Below are 17,720 nucleotides of genomic sequence, written 5' to 3'. Positions count from 1 at the left end.
CTTTTATATGGTTTGGATTTTCTTTGCTAAGTACACCTATCACTGTGTATACTTGTGAATCGACTGCAATTTTTTCACCATCGTTCGTAAGTATTTCTCCTTTTTTCCCTTCTAAAATACCTTCTTTTGTTATTCTAGTTTCCTTATTTTCTACAAGATTAACACCATCTACTGTTCCCGTTACCATAATATACAGGAAGCGAAATAAGACTACTAAAAACAAAACGAAAAAAATTAATGATAGAAATACAGATCCCCGATTCATATTTACCGACTTTTTAAAATTCATCATATACCTCATTTTCATTGTCTAGTGAATAGTGAGTTTAGGAATATTTTAACATGTAAATTTTTTCACAGAAGCCTTAGAGTTAAATGGATATTAAAAATCACTTTTTAATTGAGTTAATTTCATAATTATGACTCTTTAATCAAAAAACGAACATTTTTCTTCACCTTGAACATGTTAATAAACAACACACGGATAAAAACATTAATATATGTGAAATTCATACGTTTTTTGGTAACAAATGATATATTATGAAATTGATTCAATTGCCTCGAAAATAAAAAAGTGCTTTTCCTTTCTTTTAGGATAAGCACCTTTTGTTAGGTCATATGCTCATTGAAAAATTTGACTTGTAACAACAGCACTCTTATTGTTGAAGATCAATATTCTATTGCATAGTATCGTTGTACTGCGCATTAATGACTTTGTTTCTTCACTTTAATTTTTTTCATTAATTTGCGACTAACTAATGAACCATTTTTGGTTCTTTTATGCTAATCGATTTTTTGGGCGACAAAAATAATATTCCGATTCCTAGTATTAAGAGGATCATTCCGATCCAAGAAGTTATCGTTAAGCTTTCGCCCAATAGAAATACTCCTAATAATGCTGCGGTTAATGGTTCTGCTAACGAAAGTGTAACTGCAGTTGATGAATTAACCTTGGTAAGTCCTTTAGCAAAAAGAAAATAGGCTATCCCAGTTGCCATAATTCCTAGTTGAAGACTTACACCTACACCTTGAAAACTCATAATCCAAGACATATCAAAAGTAAATAAAAACGGAGATAATAAAATTGCACTTAGAGTAAAAACAACTGCTACAACTGATAATGAAGAATGTTTTTCAACCAATGATCTACTAATAAGAGCGTAACTAGCAAAGGATAACCCAGCCCCAAGAGCCATTACTATTCCAACAGGGTCTACAAAAACGGATTCTGTATTAACAAAGAGCAATAGGCAACCTAATATTGATAGGAAAGTAGAATACCACCAAACTTTAGATGGACGAATCTTTAAATAAATCCATTCTGTGAGACCTGAGAAGATAGGTGCACTCCCAATTGCAACTACTGTCCCAATAGCCACTCCAGTAATTGAAACTGCCGAGAAAAATAACGGCTGGTACAAAGCCATACATAAAGATGCTATTAGCGTTGTCTTGATAGACCAACCTTTCAGGCTGAATTTCCCTACTATAAGAGCCATTAATAATAAAAAGAAACCTCCTACTGCTAAACGAGTAGCCCCAATCGCAATCGGATGAGCTGTTTCTTGCGCAAGTGCCTGCGTTGTACCTGTAGTTCCCCAAAGTATTGCAGCGAGTAATACTAAAAAAGTCGGCATTATTCCTTTCATTTTAGTTCACCTCCATAAAAAAAGATAAAAAGAATATTAAACTAATAATAGAAAATTCCTTAGAAATTTTCTTTACCAAGTTTAATAAGCTTTTTATCCATTGTTAAGAATTCTGTATTTTTGTGGAGATATTCCCTCCCACTTCACAAACCACCTAGTAAACGATGAAGAATTCTCAAAACGTAATTCCTCACTAATCTCTGACATGGACCATTTTGTTGAAATTAATAAATGTTTCGCCTCTTTCAAACGAAGTTCAGAAATATATGCTTTTGGGCTTTTTCCAGTTTGTTTCTTAAACCATGCTGAATAATACACTGGATGAAAATGTTCTATTTTTGCTAATGTCTCTAATTTAATTTGCTCCTTATAATGATTGTGAATGTATTCAATAGAAGGTGGCTTGGAGGTTTGGAGTTTGTTAGTTACATATCTAGTTAAATTTAGTAGGGAGGATAGGTTCTCTGGACTCTTTACCTCTTCGAGTAGTAAATAACGAATAGCATTCCATTGTTGATCCAACCGTATATACATGTCACTTGTATTCTCTGGCAAATAGTGTGTTGGAATATCTAAGATTAAGAATTCATTCCTGTCCTCAGAACGGTAGTTATGTTCTAACTTGGGAGGAATATAAAAACAATAATCGGATTTAAGGTTGACTTCTTGCCACTTCGTTTGGATATCTAAGGAGCCTCTTAATGGAAAAAGAAATTGTCCAAACTCATGATGATGAGTTGTAAACTCTCTAGTATAGGATCTTTTCTCACATAATACGTTCATTTTTAATTCCCACCTAAATGAATTCTCAAATTAAATTATATTATAATCCAATTAAAAGATGTTATAAAGATGTTGAAAAGGAAGCAGTAGTGTTCATTTTTAAAAGCCTTCTTCAGCAACTTTGCTTTAGCTTGCGTATTTACTTTTGATTGCGAAAGAATAACTTTATAGCAAGTTCTTATTATTGAAATAAAAAATATATTTCCCTTAAAATCTGCTTAGTAATCTTTTTACTGCGTTAACTAGAAATTCTGGCTCATCATTTTGTATATAATGTGCAGAATTTTCAGCAATCACCAGCTCCCCATTTGTAGATATTTCAAGAATATCTCTCTGCATCTCATTCCATAATTCTTGTGACTTTGTTGAATAATGAGCTTTTTTACCAGCTGATAGAACGATTAATGGCACATTTATTTTTCTTTTTGATGTCTTTAACTGTTTTAAGCTTTCCATAAATTCATCGTAATTACCTTCATGAACAAATTGTTTGTTATATGCCTCTTGGAACTCGTTTGACATCGTTGGAAGAAATCTTTCTCTATAATCCTCAGGTGTAGAATCAACCAATATAAGTCCACAGACATCTTTGGGATATTCAGTTGCATACATTCTTGCGTTAACTCCACCAAATGAATGACCAACTAAGATAAAAGGGAGTTTGATCTTAGTTCCTTTAACTACTTCTCTTAATTCTTTAATCATTTCAATGCTCGTTCTTGGTTTAGAACTTGATTCACTTTTCCCTAGTCCTGCTCTATCATAAATTAAAACATCTGTAAGCAATGATAGATCAGAAATAACAGAATCCCACGTCTTTGAATAGTCACCATATCCAGCATCCATCACTATTGTGGGCTTTCCAGTATTTTCACCAACCAATTTAGCAAATAATTTAAAATCATTTATTTGAATAAACATCTCTTTAGTCATTTTCTACCTCTCTTTTATTATTTAAGTCCAAAATTACTGACCTAAAAGTATTCTTTATATACAATAAGTTAGCAACTATAGCTCCTATTAAATAGACAAATGATGGTTGAAACTTTTTTTCTTCTTTTTTGATCTTAATTCATGTTTCACCTTGTACTGACATGTTTAATGAATTACTAATAAAGCCACCTGATCGATTTGTTAAAAGTGCAAATACAATACCGATTAACCCAACATAAAACTATAGCAAAGTTGTACTGCATCAATTCCTTTATATAGGTAAGATGCTTCTAAACATGTTCAACAAGAATAGCTGATAAAGAATTTTCATTGAAACTTTCTTCCCACGTTGAATGGTCTAATAAATTCAATTGGTCCTCTTGAGTATGTATCCATCCAGGATTATTATTATATTCATCCGCACCAAGAACAATTTTATATCCTTTATCTGTTTTAAAAAACCTTTTAGAATAAATATAGAATATTCGCTTTATATATATATCCTTTTTTAAATGCAAATTAGCGCAATTTATTTTCATGAATTGCGCTTTGAATGCAGAAGATTCTTAATTAATGCATAAAAGCATTATTAGTAACACAATCAATTATCTATTTGGTTTATTCCTTATTGTTTTGTCCTTGCATACGACTTAAAGGGAATTCCTACTAGAATTAATATAAAACCCAGAATAGTTATAATTGGATATAAAAAAGGATAATACGTATTCCATATATCTGAGTAGAAGCCTGCTCCACCAAAGTACATAGGTGGAATAAGTTTAGTTTGCAATTTATTCTTGTTTTCATAATTAAAAGTATCTCTCGTTATCGTTCCTTTTTCTGAGATTGTATAAGATATATATTCCAATCTTTCTATAGAGAAAGTTGCTACGTTGTATGGAGACGGATTTTTCTGAAGTATTATTATAAAAAATTTCTTGTTATGATCTTTTTCCTCTACTAGCCAATAAGAAATATAATGGGTATATTGGTTTAAGCCACGTTCCTCTATTTTGACTGGATAGTATACTAAAGTTTCCGTTATTTCACCATTTATTGAGAGATATACATCAGCCTTTTTGATCACATCTCCCCACTCATTGGTTACCAATTCATCACTTTTTGATTCGTGAAAAACGTTAATTTGTGAATCGGCGAACTCATAAGTAGTTTTCGCACCCTTGTACATCTCATTTAGCTCAGAAATTTCATACCTACTTTTCATTTCCCAGTCATAAACCTTTTCCATCAACACTTTACTACTTGTTGGAATCGAGAGTATAAGTAAGATAATTCCAATTATCAAATTGGCCGTTTTAACAAGTGTCATAATGTCTCCCTTTGGATAATTCAACCTCATTATAGTAAAGAATTTAAATAATAACATCTCTAAAATAATAGATTATGAAAGAATTTCTCGTTTACCTGTTAGTTTAATGGTTTCAAAAATGATTTTAAATAAATCTTTAATGGGAATCCCATCAAAATTTCCCTTTTTTAAGTTAATATTTATATTATTAAATTAAAACCCATTCAAACAACACTCAACATTATGGCTATTTACTATAAATAAAAACGCAAATGTTATTTACATAACGGGTTCGGTTTCCGAATACAAAAACTAAATTAGCAAACTAATAAGCAGTCCTATTCGCTACTGAATAAGACTGCTTATTTTTATTGATATTTAAGGGGTTTAATTAAATGGAAGGTAAATAGGCCCAGAAATCCGAACCACTTTTAATAAGTGACATAAGTATTTGTCAGCATAAAAATTCGCAAGCTCATTGCTATTCCAAATGGTGTGCTAAAAATGATTTTAACTACCAGGGGGGTGGCTAATGGTCTGAGAGGCGGATAAATAAAGCAGATTATCCTTAATTGAGTAACCAATAGTTTATAAATAAGAGGAGTTTTTCCGGCTAGAATGAAGAATGGAAATCAGTTTGGAGATATAAGCGGAATTTTTCCGGTTAAGCAATGTAAAATGGTCCATTTTCGTCTTTTTCGATTAAATAGGCGGAATCTTTCCGTCTATTTAATCTATTTTTCATGTTATTTCCTCAATAAGGGGAATTTCTTCGCTTATTTTAGTAGCTTATTTCCTTGCGATTCTTGAAGAGTTGGAAATTTGCTTAAACGGGTACTTATCTTTGTATAAAAATGCTTGGAGCATATTCCAAGCATTGTTCTTTGCTGATTTACTTGTCAAAATGCTTTTTAATCATAGCGCGAATTACTATACGAAAAGCAATGTTAATTTGTATTTTGTACTTCAAAACAGAACCTGTTATTAATTACACATTTGCGTTTTTATTGTTGAGGATGGTTATTGAATTAACACCCATATTGTTGAAAAACTAAAAATTTATCCTTGAATGTATCAGCTACTGGCTTACCTTTTGGAGTTTCATAACTAACAAGTTATAATTGGTAAAGCACATTTCTCTAGAAATGTGCTTCTTAAAAACTCCAGTTAATGATGAAAAGCACTGCAAATAACTTCTACCTTATTCATTAAATCTCATTTCCCCAGGTATGACGATTCTAAAAATATATTCTATTTCTTCTCCATCCTCTTTCTTAGCCTTTACCTCCATTTCCATTGTGCCAGCAGCATGAAGAAGATTTCCTGTTATTTTAAAGGTTCTATCATCCACTTTAAAGGCATTGTAGTTAACTTTATAGTTTGGTGGCATTGAAAGGGTTACTTCAACATTTTTGACCTTTTCTTCAAAGTCCATCGTTAATACATTTAATCCTGGATAAAGAGGTGTGAAATCTATGTCTAATTTAACCCCTTCTTTTTCCATTGATGTTGGATACACACCTTGTTCAGCAGCTCCAGGTGAAGAAACTAGTAGTAAAGAAGCAAATAGAACAATAAATACAGCATAAACTAATTCTATTTTAGCTCGTGTAATGATTGTATTAATTCCTTTTGTTATAAACCTTTTAATCGTTCTTCTTTGAAAGAAACCAATAATTAAAATAAATATAGTAGCAATCATCTTCACCAGAACAGCCTTTCCCCATTCACTTTGGACAAAGCTCTCAGTAGAAAAAGAAGGCACATATTGATTAGTCATGTATAGACCAGTGCAAACAATGATGATTAGGCTCATTAATGCCCACTTAGAAAACGAAGGTAAAATTTCCTTTAATTTCTCCTTAAACTCGGATTTACGAGGTAAAGTTAGTATGGAAAATAACCCACCAATCCAAATGGATGCAGCTACTAGGTGTAACCCGTAAACAAGCATTGATAAATACCCACCATATCGAGGATATGCAGCATGACCAGTGAAAAAAGGTAATAGGAATAGTGCAAAACCATAAAGGAGTAGTCTAACCTTACTAAATACAAAACCTAGAACTAATAAGAATATTTGTAATACTGGAATCCAAACATACTTTAGAGATAATAGTTGTGATAATGAGAGGTTTTCTAATTCTCCTTTTTGAAGAACAAAAATAATAAAAATACCTATTAAAACTAAGAGTAGTAATATAAATGAATAATAACGCCACTTTTTAGAATTAATACATTCTCTTAGAATCATTGAGTTAAAGAAGGCACTACCAAATAAAATAGATACTCCGATAAATACAAACCAATATCCAATTTGTTTTAAACCCATACTTTCAAACCAAAATGATTTGGTTGACACACCCTTCTCTTGCTGTTGAATAGGGGTAAACTCATCAACAGCAAAATAAAAAACATCAATTGTTTCCAATTGGGGCTTATTATCAAGATTCTTAGGATGCGCATACCATGTCACTTGGTATGTTCCTTTTGATAACCCTCCTTCTAACTTAACAATTACATGGTTGGGATCATTAGTATCTACAACAGGTGTTTCAGTGTTAATCGTTTGCTGTTGATCATCAAACACACCTATAGCTGTTACTTCTGTTGGTTGATTAAACCACAAATCGATCTGATATGGTGAACCTTCTACAATTTCTCCATCTTTTGGTGAGTACTTAACAATTTCTAAATCTTCTTTTTGTTGCCTAGTTTCTGATTCAACTATTTGAAATTTAAATTCTTCCTGAATAACATAACCGTCTAATGCAATCACATTTATTTTTGAAACATAATACCCTTCTTGAAGATCCTCAGTTAAATTACTTACGATATGTGTTTTATCTTTAGGATCAATCTCTAGATTTCCTAATTCTATTTGGTTTCCAGAAGCATCTAGTAGCTGTATAGAATCAGAATGTATAACAACTGGGTCCTGAAACCAGACTTCTATTGTTGAGGGACTGTTGGTAAGCTTCTCTCCTCCAGTTGGGTATGTTTTTTCCATGTTAGAGTGAGCAAACCCTGTTAATACTGGTAAAAAAACATGAATGATACCGATGACCATCGACCAAATAATAAATTTCCGAAAAAGCGACAATACCTTCTCCCCTTATTCTCTATATTTAAAACCTTCCATATGATAACTGGTACTAAACTCTGTTTCCTTCTCCAAAATCAATCCAACCTTAACTATACTTGAAACTGTCGAAATAAGAAAAAAGACAACCAGACAGGTTGCCCTTACGATGTGAATCTATTCTCATTTTCAGTATCCTGAGAAATAGAAACCACACTGTTCTTATGTTTAGACAATTTAATCTCATTAATAAGTTTCATATTTTGTTCTTGCAAATTATGCACCTGTAATTGTAAAGACTTCATTTGTTCATTTTTTATGTTTTCTTGTTTAGAATGACAATCTTTTTTACCGCCTGTAAAGATCCCCTTCATGCAGAATAACATCATTAAAGGACATAATAAGTACAGTAACCATTCCATTATTTTTATCCCCTTTTTATAAATTAGGTAAAAGGACCTTAATTTTTAATGTGATGTTTCTTTTACTTCACTATCACTATCACTAGATTCCATAAATTCTCCACATGCCTTCATCATTTTTTGCCCTTCAGGAGAATTCATTGCTTCCATCATCTTCGTCATTCCATTGCCGTTCATCATATTCATCATGCTGTCCGGTTTTTCTGCATAAGTAAACTGCCCAGCTACAAGAAATATAGCTAATGCAAAAGATGAAACAAATACAATCTTCTTTTTCATCAATATTACCTCCCTTTTTGTTTATTCAATGAAATTATATTTAATAGGTTTGAAGAAAGTATGGAGAAAACAGCTTCTTCCCCTTTATTCCTTCGATAATAAAAATTTTAAAATAGTAAGAGCATTATTTGCTTTAGTTTTAAAGGGTTTCATATAATATGTAAAATAAACCCTAATCGCAAAAACAATTACATATTAATGATCCCCTCCTATTTTTTAATATGTGTTTCTAAGGCACTTCAACTACAAATGGAACCGTCACAATTTCGCCCTTATGATTAAACTGTCCCCAAACCTTATATATACCGCGTTCAGAGAATACCGTCATAAATTCAGCTACTGGTCCACTTGTTTCTTTATTCATAGGATGACTGTGAACATATTGTTCACCATCTTCACTCACGATCACAACATGCCCGATTGCACCTAAGTATGGCTTTAAATCGTTTATAGACTCTCCCGTTTTATCATCCTGTAGTGTGAAGGTCATCGTCATGTCTTTATTTGACTGGATTTGTCCACCGAAAGACAATGATATCCTTCTGCCATCAATAACTTTTGTTAATGATTCATCAACTATTACTGCTTCTTTTTTACTCTTTCCATCAATATCAATCCATTTTGTGACAGTGGACGTTTCTTGTCCGCTTGGAACAACATCAGCTATTAGTTTGTAACGTCCACCTTTTGGAAAATTGGTACTCACCTTAAACATTCCATTCCCATTAAATTGTGGATGAAGATGTTGGAAAATAGATAAATCTTCACTAACAATAATTAAATGCATTAACTTTTCGTGTTCAATATCAAATTTATCAACCGGTTCTCCTGATGAGTCTTTAATATTAATTTGTAACGTTTGCTTACTGCCAACAGTAGGTTCATTATCAAATTCCCAAGAAACATCTAATGGATCTTCATCTTTGCTGTTACTTCCATGTTCAGTATGCTCCCCATGAGAATGTTGACTTTCTGTTTGGGATTGAGATGTTTGAATATTCATCGTAGAGCCTATCCCTTTCTCAGCAATTTTCTCCCAACTTTCACCGCCATTTTGAGTAATATAGATATCCTTTTCAAAAGTTGTAAAGAGAATTTGTTGTTCATTCTGTGGATTCACTCCAATATAACCTATTGCATTTTCGCCTGTTAACGATGGGATAGAAAGTTTTGTTTGTCCATTTGTTTCAATATCAAACTTTGAAATGGTAAAGGTGCTAGAAACAATTCCAGCAAACAACTCTCCTTCTAATGAAAATGATACTGCTGTTGTTGGAGAATCAGAAATTCCCTCAAACGTTTGTCCATAGTCTTTTGAAATAAATATCCCCTCATTTGTACCCAAAGCAACAATTGCATCATCAGTTGGGTGTACGGCTAAAGATGATATCTTCCCATCGAGACCTTCCATTTCACTCTTCGTCCAGGTTCTCGTATCATCTGTGGAGTAATATAGTCCAGTATCATCCATTCTTGAATTTGCTTGTGGATTTATAACATAAATTGCGTGTGATTTATAGCCAACAGCCATTCCATGAAAATCAATTTCCCCATATAAGTCTAGCATCTCTAGACTTTTACCCATATCAGTTGTTTTAATCACACCAAATGGATTTTTTAAATTAGAACCTTCACCTGGATGTCCACTACTATAAAAACCGTCATCTACCATAGAGAATCCCATATAGTCATGTTTTTCCCCCTCTGCGTTACTCCACATGCCGTCTTTAAAGACTTTTAAGCCATCATGAGCAGGTACATAAACTTCATCCTCATTATCAGTGATACCTAAACCATGGATATGCATAAACTCTACCTGACCATCTTTTCCTCCATCATTTACTATCTTAAACGAAGCTGTAGCAATTAAGACTAATAAGGATACTAAAGAAACCCACTGGCTGACCTTCAACCATCTGTTTAACTTATCTCTTTTTATTCTTCCTTCTTGTTTTTTTACATTTACTGTCTTTAAACGACTCTTAACTGTCAATAATACAATTACCCCTACAATTAATAAGACTGTTGATATAAAGATTCCATAGGTCAAAAAGGTATTAGTCATAACCTCTTGTTTATGTTCCTCCTCAGTCCCATGAGCAAATACATCGACCGGAATTGATAATATAAAAAGAATTAACATTGTAAATAATGACTTTAACTTCATATTTTATCTCCTCTTTTTTATATAAAATAAGTAAAATACACCAACCAAAATGATAGGGACTCCCATCCATAAACAAATTTGTACAAAGGTTTTAAAATAAACAGCTATTCCCTGCTCAAACATTAAGGAACCAGACATCGTTAAACAGATGAGTCCAGCTGCAATTAGACCAATAGATAAAACAACTTCAATCCTTCTCACTGAACATCTCCCCTATTAATTGGGAATGTCAGCTCAAAACATGTCCCTTTTCTCACTTTACTTTTCACTGTTATAGCCCCACCTTGAAGTTCAACAAGTTGCTTAACGATGGCTAAACCTAGACCTGTCCCTCCGAAATCTCTTGATCGAGATTTCTCAACACGATAAAATCTCTCAAATAAAAATGGAACATCGTCTTCTGGAATACCAATTCCTGTATCTTCAACAGCCAAAATTATGCTATTTAATTCTTTAGAAAGCTTTACACTTATCGTACCTTTTTCAGTATAACGGATAGAATTTTCAATCAAATTTAAAACAATTTGTTCCATTCTTAAACCATCAGCATAGATACTCGGAATATTAGTCAATCTGTTAAAATCTATTTGTAATCCTTTTTCTTTAGCTTTTATTGTCGTCTTTATAAGTGCATTTTCTACCACTTCGACCAAATCTACTGATTCAAAATGTAAATCAATCTTTCCTTCCTCCATTTTAGATAACTCGAATAAATCAGCAACTAATTTTGACAATCTACTAGCTTCTTGTTGGATAATTTGAAGGTATTGCTCCTTTTCTTCATCAGATTGATATAGATTATTTTCCAATGCATTTGCATACCCCTCTAAATAAGTAATTGGGGTTCGCAACTCATGTGATATGTTTGCAAAAAATTCCCTTCTATTTGAGCGGTAACGCTGTAATTCTAATGCTAAATCATTTATAGCAGCTGCAAGTGAACCAACTTCATCTTTTGTTCCTTTTGAAACTCTCGTATTTAAATCACCTTTTGCGATTTTTCGAGTTGCTTTCTCCATTTCTAAGAGTGGATTTGATAATTTTCGTGATAAGATAAAAATAAATCCCAACGCTAAGAAAATAGCTCCTATTCCTGCTAAAGTTACTGATTTTTCTATCATATCTACCGACTGATACATGTCCTCGATTGAAGCTAACACATAGATCCCACCGATGATCACACGATCAGTATAAATTGGCTTTCCAACACTTAAATAACGTCTATTGTTTATTTCATCATAATACTCTTTTTGAGTAGCCTTATTTATAGAAAGTAAGTCAAACTCCTTTGAATTAATTTTTTCCCCTTTTGGCAAACTTGGAATTCCTGAATTTGCTACTACTACTCCTTCTTTATTCACAATGATAATCTCTTGGCCAGTTAAAGTTGCCAATTGTTCAAACATGTTAAGATGTTGACGATCTAATGTATTTATCGATTCGGCATATCGACTAGAAAGGTCATCAATTTGCTCTTGTACTTTGCTAAAATAAAAACCAGAAAATATCTGATTCATAATGAAACCGAGTGGAAGCAAAATGGCTAATACAAGAAGTAAGATACTTGCACCTAATTTGACAACAATGCTGTGCCACTTCATTGTCCCTCATCCGGAGCTTGAAACTTATAGCCCTTTCCCCAAACTGTTTTAATTGGATTAAACGAAAGATCGCTTTTCCGAAACTTTTCCCTTACATTTTTCACATGTGAATCAACTGTTCGAATATCTAATACATCATGAATACCCCAAATATGATCCATAAGCATATCTCGTGTAAAGACTGTGTTAGGGTTTAAAACCAGAAGCTGAATAAGGTCGAATTCTTTTGGTGTTAAATCTAAAACATGATTTTTTATATAAACTTGTCTTCCTTGTTGATCTATTTTCAAATCAGAAATTTCAATGAATCCATCAGGATTTAAGTGAGAATCGGAAGACATCATTGAGCGTCTAATGAGAGCTTTAGATCTTACTATTAACTCTTCTGAATTAAAGGGCTTAACAAGGTAATCATCTGCTCCAACGCTAAACCCTTGAACCTTATCCTTTATATCTCCACGGGCTGTCAGCATAAGGATGGGTACTTGACTAAAATCTCTTATTTCCTTACAAACCTCCCATCCATCCATTTCCGGCATCATTAAGTCTAGTATCACTAAGTCAAATTTTTCCGTTTTAAGAAAACTAAAAGCTTCTTCTCCACCAGTTGCTTCTTTCACTTCAAATTGAGGAGACAAATGAATTTTCAGTAAATTCCTCATATTCCACTCATCATCGATCACTAAGACTTTTTCCCTATTCACCACTATTTCACATCCCTATATGTTCTTTACTTGGAATAATATCTTTTGACCTTTCTTTCCTAGCCCATTTAAAGAAAATATAGCCAATCATTGTTCCATATACGATTTCCTGCACTATTTTCATAATAATTCCACCAGTTCTTTGATCTTCTAATGGAGGAAGGATTGAAAAAAGTTGTGGTGCTTCTGAATATACAGGATAAAACGTTTGGTCTGAAAAAATAATAAGTGCACAAGCTGGAGTTAATAAAACACCCGCTGCAAAGATATACCCAACTTTCTGAATCTCTGTTAATTTATCTAATTCCGTAACCAATGGTATAAGTGGAATCCACATAAAGAAAGCAGTAACAGTCAAAATAGCATGTGTTAAGTTATGCAGAATATTATTTGAAACGACTAGATTAAATATGAAAGGAATATGATAAAAAGAAAACAATACATTAAATAATAATAAGGAAACCAAGGGATACTTTAAAAATCTTATTATTTTGTATCTCAATCCAAAAGTGAAAATCGCCTCAGCAAACTGTTTAGGTAGACCTAATAAAAGTAAAGGCGGTAATGCTATATAAACTAGAGATTGCTCTAGCATGTGAGCACTAAACAAATAATGATCTCCTAATAAGTGTAATGGACTACCAATCGCTAGATAAAAAATGAGTACAGCTGAAAAGAAAAAGCTAAACTTTTTAAGAAAGTCTTGTTCTTTTTTAAATAAATAGATATAAGCTACTAAAAAAATAACTAAAGCCCCAAATAATATGATGTTCCACTGATCAAAAATAGTTTTCGTACTGTTTTGTTCGTCGATGCCATTATGAGCCAAAACACTTTTAATGGGATTTAATATAGAAAATAATAGTACTCCAATTAATACATTAATTTGCTTCATTTCTTTCCCTCTTCTATACATTTTTTTACCACATAATCCTATCCCTATATTGTCCAGTAGGTAACAGTATCTAGTATTCCTAATACGACCAAGATCACACCAGAAGCTCTCTGAATATATAACCCAACCTTTCTTCCCTTCCTGATCACTGCACCACTAGCTCCGTAATACCAAATTAAGAACATAGCTAGGAATAATGGCAAAGATGTACCAATTGCAAATAGACTAGGCAAAACAACCCCATATGATGTAGAAAATACTATTGGCATTAATGTAACAAAAAATAAAACAAACATGGTTGGACAGAAACCAAGTGAAAAGCTAATTCCCATTAAAAAGGAACCCATTTTTCCCTTTTGAAAAAACCTCTTTGGCAATTCCAATAGCGTTAATGTCCCTTTCACCTTAATAATACCAAGCATAAACATACCGACTATTATAAACATTGGACCTATAACTTTTCTAAACCACGGAAAATATAATGTTAGTTGAGACTCAAATCCCCTTCCCAAAAACCAAACCAGAATCCCCAAACCAGTAAACACGACAATTTTCCCTAAAGTAAAAAAGAGAACATCGACCCATGCTAATTCTTTTTGGAGTGATTTATTCCCATAAAGAGTAATTGCCCCGATGTTTCCTGTAAACTGACATGGCGCCATTGCACCAACAATCCCAAGTAAAAAAGCGAATAGGATTGGAATGCTTTCAAAGCTCCTTGCGAGGTTTAAAAAGGGGTGAGTCATAATATTACTTATTTGATTGAAAAATTCATACATCAACGCTCACCTCTACTTTGTTTAATTGGTTGTTAATTCTATAGCAAATGTATGAAGGAAATATGGAGATAAAAAATAATATCTGCCCTGTTATCCAGGGCATATGTTGACTCAAAAAACGAATACACTATCTAAACATAAAAAAGCATTGCTCGTGACCTATGTGATGACCTTTTAAATGAGACGTCATTTTTCTTTTTCCTTGAAAGAAAAAGCGACTTGCCCAGGGATTATAATCATGGCAACTAGAACAAAACTTATTAAAATAAGAAATCAATTCATTTTTATTAGTCTGTGTATGATAAATAGCAACTTTATTTATTTCGCTTGTAATCGTCCTGTAATTCTTGGATCTCCACTTGAACTAATTCCCTCAATGTTTATGGCACCTCTTTGTCTCTTCAGTTATATTGAATTTGCATTGGAACTAAAGTGCCTTGAAAAGGTACTGTGATCATATCCATTTTCTAAATATATCTAAAACGTTTTTTCGAGATTATTAATTTTAAAACAAATATTTGAAGAAAATATGGAGATTATTTTTATTTATTAAAAATAAGGTCTACTGAATAGCAGACCTTATTGATCAAATTATATTTGATGAAATACCATTTGGTTTCCACCGACGAAAAATAATTGGTTACAAGGGAAACTTTATGTCACTGAAATACTCTAAAACAGAAAGAATGGATATGATGTTCATAAAGAAAATAATTCAGATCCATTAATAATCTCATTACTAGAAATTAACGTTGTTTCATATATCGTTTTATTATTCTTTTTCATAAAAGATTGAACAACCTCATACCCTACTGCATAACCAGCTCCAAAAGATAGACCTACTGGTTTATATCCTTCATGTTTGGCAATCTCATCACCAAACATGTAACTACTTACTTCAGAAAAACCTTTTATGTTTAGAGCCTCTCCAATAACATAGATTGAATACTCTAAATCATCCCTTTCAATACTAGTCACCCAAGGTCCCAGCTGTTCTGTACCATACAGCTCTTTTGCGAACGAATCTGCTAATCCTTCTATGACAATATAATCTCCTACTGTTACATTTCCATGATCCCAATCAAAATAAGAAAAACGAATATTGTGATGAAACTCATGAGCAATAACAGCAGGTATTTTAGATAAATTATAATCATTTGGATAAATATTCACAGTAATAAATCCAGGAATACCACCAAATCCCGTATATCCTTGTTGAAGTTTTAACTTATCTGGATTTGCGACATACATACCAAATTTTATTTCATCGGCGTTCACTTTCAAACCTGCCTTATTAGCTTTTTCTATACACGTTTTGATAGTATTTTCTGCTACCACATAGGCGTTATTTTCTTTTAAAAGGGAAAGACCCAGTTGAATTTGTTTATCGTTAGAAATATCTGCATAACCTAACATTTTCGTAGCCATTAATACGTCATAACCATTTTCTTGTTTTGCTTTAATAGGAACATTTATTAAATTCCACATGTCCTTAAACGGCGACATCATATTATAACGAAAATAATCTCTTCTTTCTTCTATATCTGATATTGAAAGTAATTCCTCATATTGTTCGAATGTATTAATAAATTTATATGTATTGTACATTCAACATACACCTCCATATTACAAGGCTAAAGTATTACTCTACGTTAATGTCAAATGAATCTTGTATGTGTTTCAAAAAAACATTATGGCCTTTTAACTGAAAAAGCGTCTTCTATTCATTCCAGAAAGGCACTTCGTTTGTGGAAGATATCATATAGACAAATCACGTGTTAATTTAACAAAGTAATTAATGATTCCTTGTAACTAGATCAAAAGGAACCTCCTTACTATTAGTAAGATTAGCTATTTTATCATTAGATCATGCTCTATAGCTCTTAATATATTTTTACCTTTTTCTATTTTCAAATGTAAGTATTAGAATAAATAACTAGTATATGAGCTACACCTTTTTGATGTAGATTTTTATATAACAAATTTATACAAACATAAGTACTTGAAGTTCAATAATTAATCAGTTATACTGATTATCAGTTATACATATTATATAAGGAGGTAAATATTACATTTGGAGAAATGGAATCAATCTTATGGTTTTTTGCTTGGAAAAGTTCTTCAGCAAATGGAAACTAACTTTGCTGAAGGACTTGTACCATATGCAATTAACGCTAGACAATATGGGGTACTTTTATTTATTAATGCGAATCCTTATTCATCACAAAAGGATATTTCTGAAAACCTACAAATTGATCGGACAACAATGGTAAGTCATATCGATCACTTAGAAACTTTGGGGTATGTAGAAAGGACAAGGAATCCTAACGATAGAAGGTCCTATAGTCTTTTGATTACACCTAAAGGGAATGAAGTATTAGATTCACGCTGGGACTTTCTAATCAATACGGAATTAGATGTATTAGCCCCTTTAAGCGATCAAGAAAGACAATTGCTGAAGGAGCTTCTTGTTAAAATTTGGAGTTCACTTTAAAACTGGAGGTATCTTATTTATGAACGCACTTGATTATTTTAATGCACGCTTAGAAGCAACTATTAGCCCCATGGATTATTTGAGATTGTCACAGGTCGACCCAGAAAAATACTTTTTAATTGATGTAAGAAATGGACCTGAACATGTAAGAAGCCTAACAATTAAGGATGCTAATATCATTCCCCAACAGGAGTTGTCGGATCATTTACATGAAATTCCGAAAGATAAAGAAATTATTGTATATTGTTGGGATGTCTGGTGTAACACAGCAGCCAAAGTAGCATCTTTTCTATTAGAACATGGCTATAAAGTAAAAGAGTTGACTGGAGGTATCGCGGCTTGGAAAGAAATGAATTTCCCTGTCTCAGATTCTTCTAAAAATGCTAATCTTTCTTCTGATAGTTGCGGGTGCTGACTCTTATGCAGAATAACAGGTATTGGATTGGGGTTGCTTCACGTGACCATGTAATAAATGCAGTGCAAGGTCGGTTTACTCAACTTTGTCATGGCAAACAAGCACCTTTGAAAAAGTTGAGTACTGGTGATTGGATTATTTAATACTCGCCTAAAATTATACTCAAAGATACCTAGTAAATAATTAACGGCGTTATTAGACCTAAGGC

16 protein-coding genes and 3 pseudogenes are annotated in these 17,720 nt (G+C 32.6%); 3 read left to right on the top strand and 16 right to left on the bottom strand.

The annotated features are described in order from the left end of the window. The 16 genes and pseudogenes from ACEWK1_RS08855 to ACEWK1_RS08780 all read right to left on the bottom strand — a co-directional run. Nucleotides 1-289, bottom strand: a pseudogene (locus ACEWK1_RS08855) (penicillin-binding protein); the annotation flags it as partial. A 466-nt stretch (nt 290-755) separates the two neighbouring features. Further along, nucleotides 756-1,649, bottom strand: a complete 894-nt coding sequence (locus ACEWK1_RS08850; protein ID WP_416636005.1) for an EamA family transporter — start codon at nt 1,647-1,649, stop codon at nt 756-758. A gap of 93 nt (nt 1,650-1,742) precedes the next feature. Next, nucleotides 1,743-2,432 carry an AraC family transcriptional regulator gene (locus ACEWK1_RS08845; RefSeq protein WP_212138347.1) on the bottom strand — a complete coding sequence of 230 codons (690 nt, stop codon included), beginning with the start codon at nt 2,430-2,432 and terminating at the stop codon, nt 1,743-1,745. A gap of 207 nt (nt 2,433-2,639) precedes the next feature. Then, on the bottom strand, nt 2,640-3,365 hold the full coding sequence (locus ACEWK1_RS08840; RefSeq protein WP_212138348.1) for an alpha/beta fold hydrolase: 726 nt from the start codon (nt 3,363-3,365) through the stop codon (nt 2,640-2,642). A gap of 293 nt (nt 3,366-3,658) precedes the next feature. Beyond that, nucleotides 3,659-3,841: pseudogene (locus ACEWK1_RS08835) on the bottom strand (SAM-dependent methyltransferase); the annotation flags it as partial. Between the two features lie 149 nt (nt 3,842-3,990). Beyond that, on the bottom strand, nt 3,991-4,695 hold the full coding sequence (locus tag ACEWK1_RS08830) for a hypothetical protein (protein ID WP_416636004.1): 705 nt from the start codon (nt 4,693-4,695) through the stop codon (nt 3,991-3,993). A 1,180-nt stretch (nt 4,696-5,875) separates the two neighbouring features. Further along, nucleotides 5,876-7,777 (bottom strand): copper resistance CopC/CopD family protein, encoded by a 1,902-nt coding sequence (locus ACEWK1_RS08825; protein ID WP_416636003.1) that lies wholly within the window; start codon nt 7,775-7,777, stop codon nt 5,876-5,878. Between the two features lie 143 nt (nt 7,778-7,920). After that, nucleotides 7,921-8,178, bottom strand: coding sequence for a DUF2933 domain-containing protein (locus tag ACEWK1_RS08820; RefSeq protein ID WP_212138597.1), 258 nt, complete (start codon nt 8,176-8,178; stop codon nt 7,921-7,923). A gap of 45 nt (nt 8,179-8,223) precedes the next feature. Further along, nucleotides 8,224-8,457, bottom strand: a complete 234-nt coding sequence (locus ACEWK1_RS08815; RefSeq protein ID WP_232273378.1) for a hypothetical protein — start codon at nt 8,455-8,457, stop codon at nt 8,224-8,226. 229 nt (nt 8,458-8,686) lie between these two features. Then, nucleotides 8,687-10,624 (bottom strand): F510_1955 family glycosylhydrolase, encoded by a 1,938-nt coding sequence (locus tag ACEWK1_RS08810; protein WP_416636001.1) that lies wholly within the window; start codon nt 10,622-10,624, stop codon nt 8,687-8,689. Between the two features lie 3 nt (nt 10,625-10,627). Continuing rightward, the gene (locus ACEWK1_RS08805; protein ID WP_121662163.1) at nt 10,628-10,825 is read right to left on the bottom strand and encodes a hypothetical protein; all 198 of its coding nucleotides are present in this window, start codon (nt 10,823-10,825) and stop codon (nt 10,628-10,630) included. Then, on the bottom strand, nt 10,822-12,225 hold the full coding sequence (locus ACEWK1_RS08800) for a sensor histidine kinase (protein WP_121662164.1): 1,404 nt from the start codon (nt 12,223-12,225) through the stop codon (nt 10,822-10,824). Before ACEWK1_RS08800 ends, ACEWK1_RS08805 begins: the two co-directional genes overlap by 4 nt. Further along, nucleotides 12,222-12,929, bottom strand: a complete 708-nt coding sequence (locus ACEWK1_RS08795) for a response regulator transcription factor (RefSeq protein WP_212138599.1) — start codon at nt 12,927-12,929, stop codon at nt 12,222-12,224. Before ACEWK1_RS08795 ends, ACEWK1_RS08800 begins: the two co-directional genes overlap by 4 nt. A gap of 7 nt (nt 12,930-12,936) precedes the next feature. Further along, nucleotides 12,937-13,824, bottom strand: coding sequence for a cytochrome c oxidase assembly protein (locus tag ACEWK1_RS08790; RefSeq protein ID WP_212138600.1), 888 nt, complete (start codon nt 13,822-13,824; stop codon nt 12,937-12,939). A gap of 44 nt (nt 13,825-13,868) precedes the next feature. Then, nucleotides 13,869-14,603: a sulfite exporter TauE/SafE family protein gene (locus tag ACEWK1_RS08785; protein ID WP_212138601.1), complete on the bottom strand. Its 735-nt coding sequence runs from the start codon at nt 14,601-14,603 to the stop codon at nt 13,869-13,871. 699 nt (nt 14,604-15,302) lie between these two features. Continuing rightward, nucleotides 15,303-16,211 carry a DUF2268 domain-containing protein gene (locus ACEWK1_RS08780; protein WP_121662169.1) on the bottom strand — a complete coding sequence of 303 codons (909 nt, stop codon included), beginning with the start codon at nt 16,209-16,211 and terminating at the stop codon, nt 15,303-15,305. A gap of 466 nt (nt 16,212-16,677) precedes the next feature. Here ACEWK1_RS08780 and ACEWK1_RS08775 point away from each other — a divergent pair, with 466 nt between their 5' ends. From ACEWK1_RS08775 to ACEWK1_RS08765, 3 genes and pseudogenes are all read left to right on the top strand, one after another. After that, nucleotides 16,678-17,097 carry a MarR family winged helix-turn-helix transcriptional regulator gene (locus ACEWK1_RS08775; protein ID WP_212138603.1) on the top strand — a complete coding sequence of 140 codons (420 nt, stop codon included), beginning with the start codon at nt 16,678-16,680 and terminating at the stop codon, nt 17,095-17,097. 19 nt (nt 17,098-17,116) lie between these two features. Then, complete coding sequence (locus ACEWK1_RS08770) at nt 17,117-17,512, top strand: rhodanese-like domain-containing protein (RefSeq protein WP_121664997.1); 396 nt, start codon at nt 17,117-17,119, stop codon at nt 17,510-17,512. A 5-nt stretch (nt 17,513-17,517) separates the two neighbouring features. Continuing rightward, a pseudogene (locus tag ACEWK1_RS08765) lies at nt 17,518-17,652 on the top strand (EVE domain-containing protein); the annotation flags it as partial. Nucleotides 17,653-17,720 lie beyond the last annotated feature (68 nt).

Origin of the sequence: Metabacillus sp. YM-086 (assembly GCF_048059995.1) — a bacterium.
Taxonomy (GTDB): Bacteria; Bacillota; Bacilli; order Bacillales; family Bacillaceae; genus Metabacillus; species Metabacillus litoralis_B.
The sequence above is the reverse complement of the archived record's forward strand: the minus strand, read 5'-3'. Positions and strand labels throughout refer to the sequence as shown.

Excerpts from the sequence above, each read along its gene's own strand:
- ACEWK1_RS08850 (WP_416636005.1), bottom strand. The coding sequence starts at position 1,649 with ATGAAAGGAATAATGCCGACTTTTTTAGTATTACTCGCTGCAATACTT.
- ACEWK1_RS08845 (WP_212138347.1), bottom strand. The coding sequence starts at position 2,432 with ATGAACGTATTATGTGAGAAAAGATCCTATACTAGAGAGTTTACAACT.
- ACEWK1_RS08840 (WP_212138348.1), bottom strand. The coding sequence starts at position 3,365 with ATGACTAAAGAGATGTTTATTCAAATAAATGATTTTAAATTATTTGCT.
- ACEWK1_RS08830 (WP_416636004.1), bottom strand. The coding sequence starts at position 4,695 with ATGACACTTGTTAAAACGGCCAATTTGATAATTGGAATTATCTTACTT.
- ACEWK1_RS08820 (WP_212138597.1), bottom strand. The coding sequence starts at position 8,178 with ATGGAATGGTTACTGTACTTATTATGTCCTTTAATGATGTTATTCTGC.
- ACEWK1_RS08815 (WP_232273378.1), bottom strand. The coding sequence starts at position 8,457 with ATGAAAAAGAAGATTGTATTTGTTTCATCTTTTGCATTAGCTATATTT.
- ACEWK1_RS08810 (WP_416636001.1), bottom strand. The coding sequence starts at position 10,624 with ATGAAGTTAAAGTCATTATTTACAATGTTAATTCTTTTTATATTATCA.
- ACEWK1_RS08800 (WP_121662164.1), bottom strand. The coding sequence starts at position 12,225 with ATGAAGTGGCACAGCATTGTTGTCAAATTAGGTGCAAGTATCTTACTT.
- ACEWK1_RS08790 (WP_212138600.1), bottom strand. The coding sequence starts at position 13,824 with ATGAAGCAAATTAATGTATTAATTGGAGTACTATTATTTTCTATATTA.
- ACEWK1_RS08785 (WP_212138601.1), bottom strand. The coding sequence starts at position 14,603 with ATGTATGAATTTTTCAATCAAATAAGTAATATTATGACTCACCCCTTT.
- ACEWK1_RS08780 (WP_121662169.1), bottom strand. The coding sequence starts at position 16,211 with ATGTACAATACATATAAATTTATTAATACATTCGAACAATATGAGGAA.
- ACEWK1_RS08770 (WP_121664997.1), top strand. The coding sequence starts at position 17,117 with ATGAACGCACTTGATTATTTTAATGCACGCTTAGAAGCAACTATTAGC.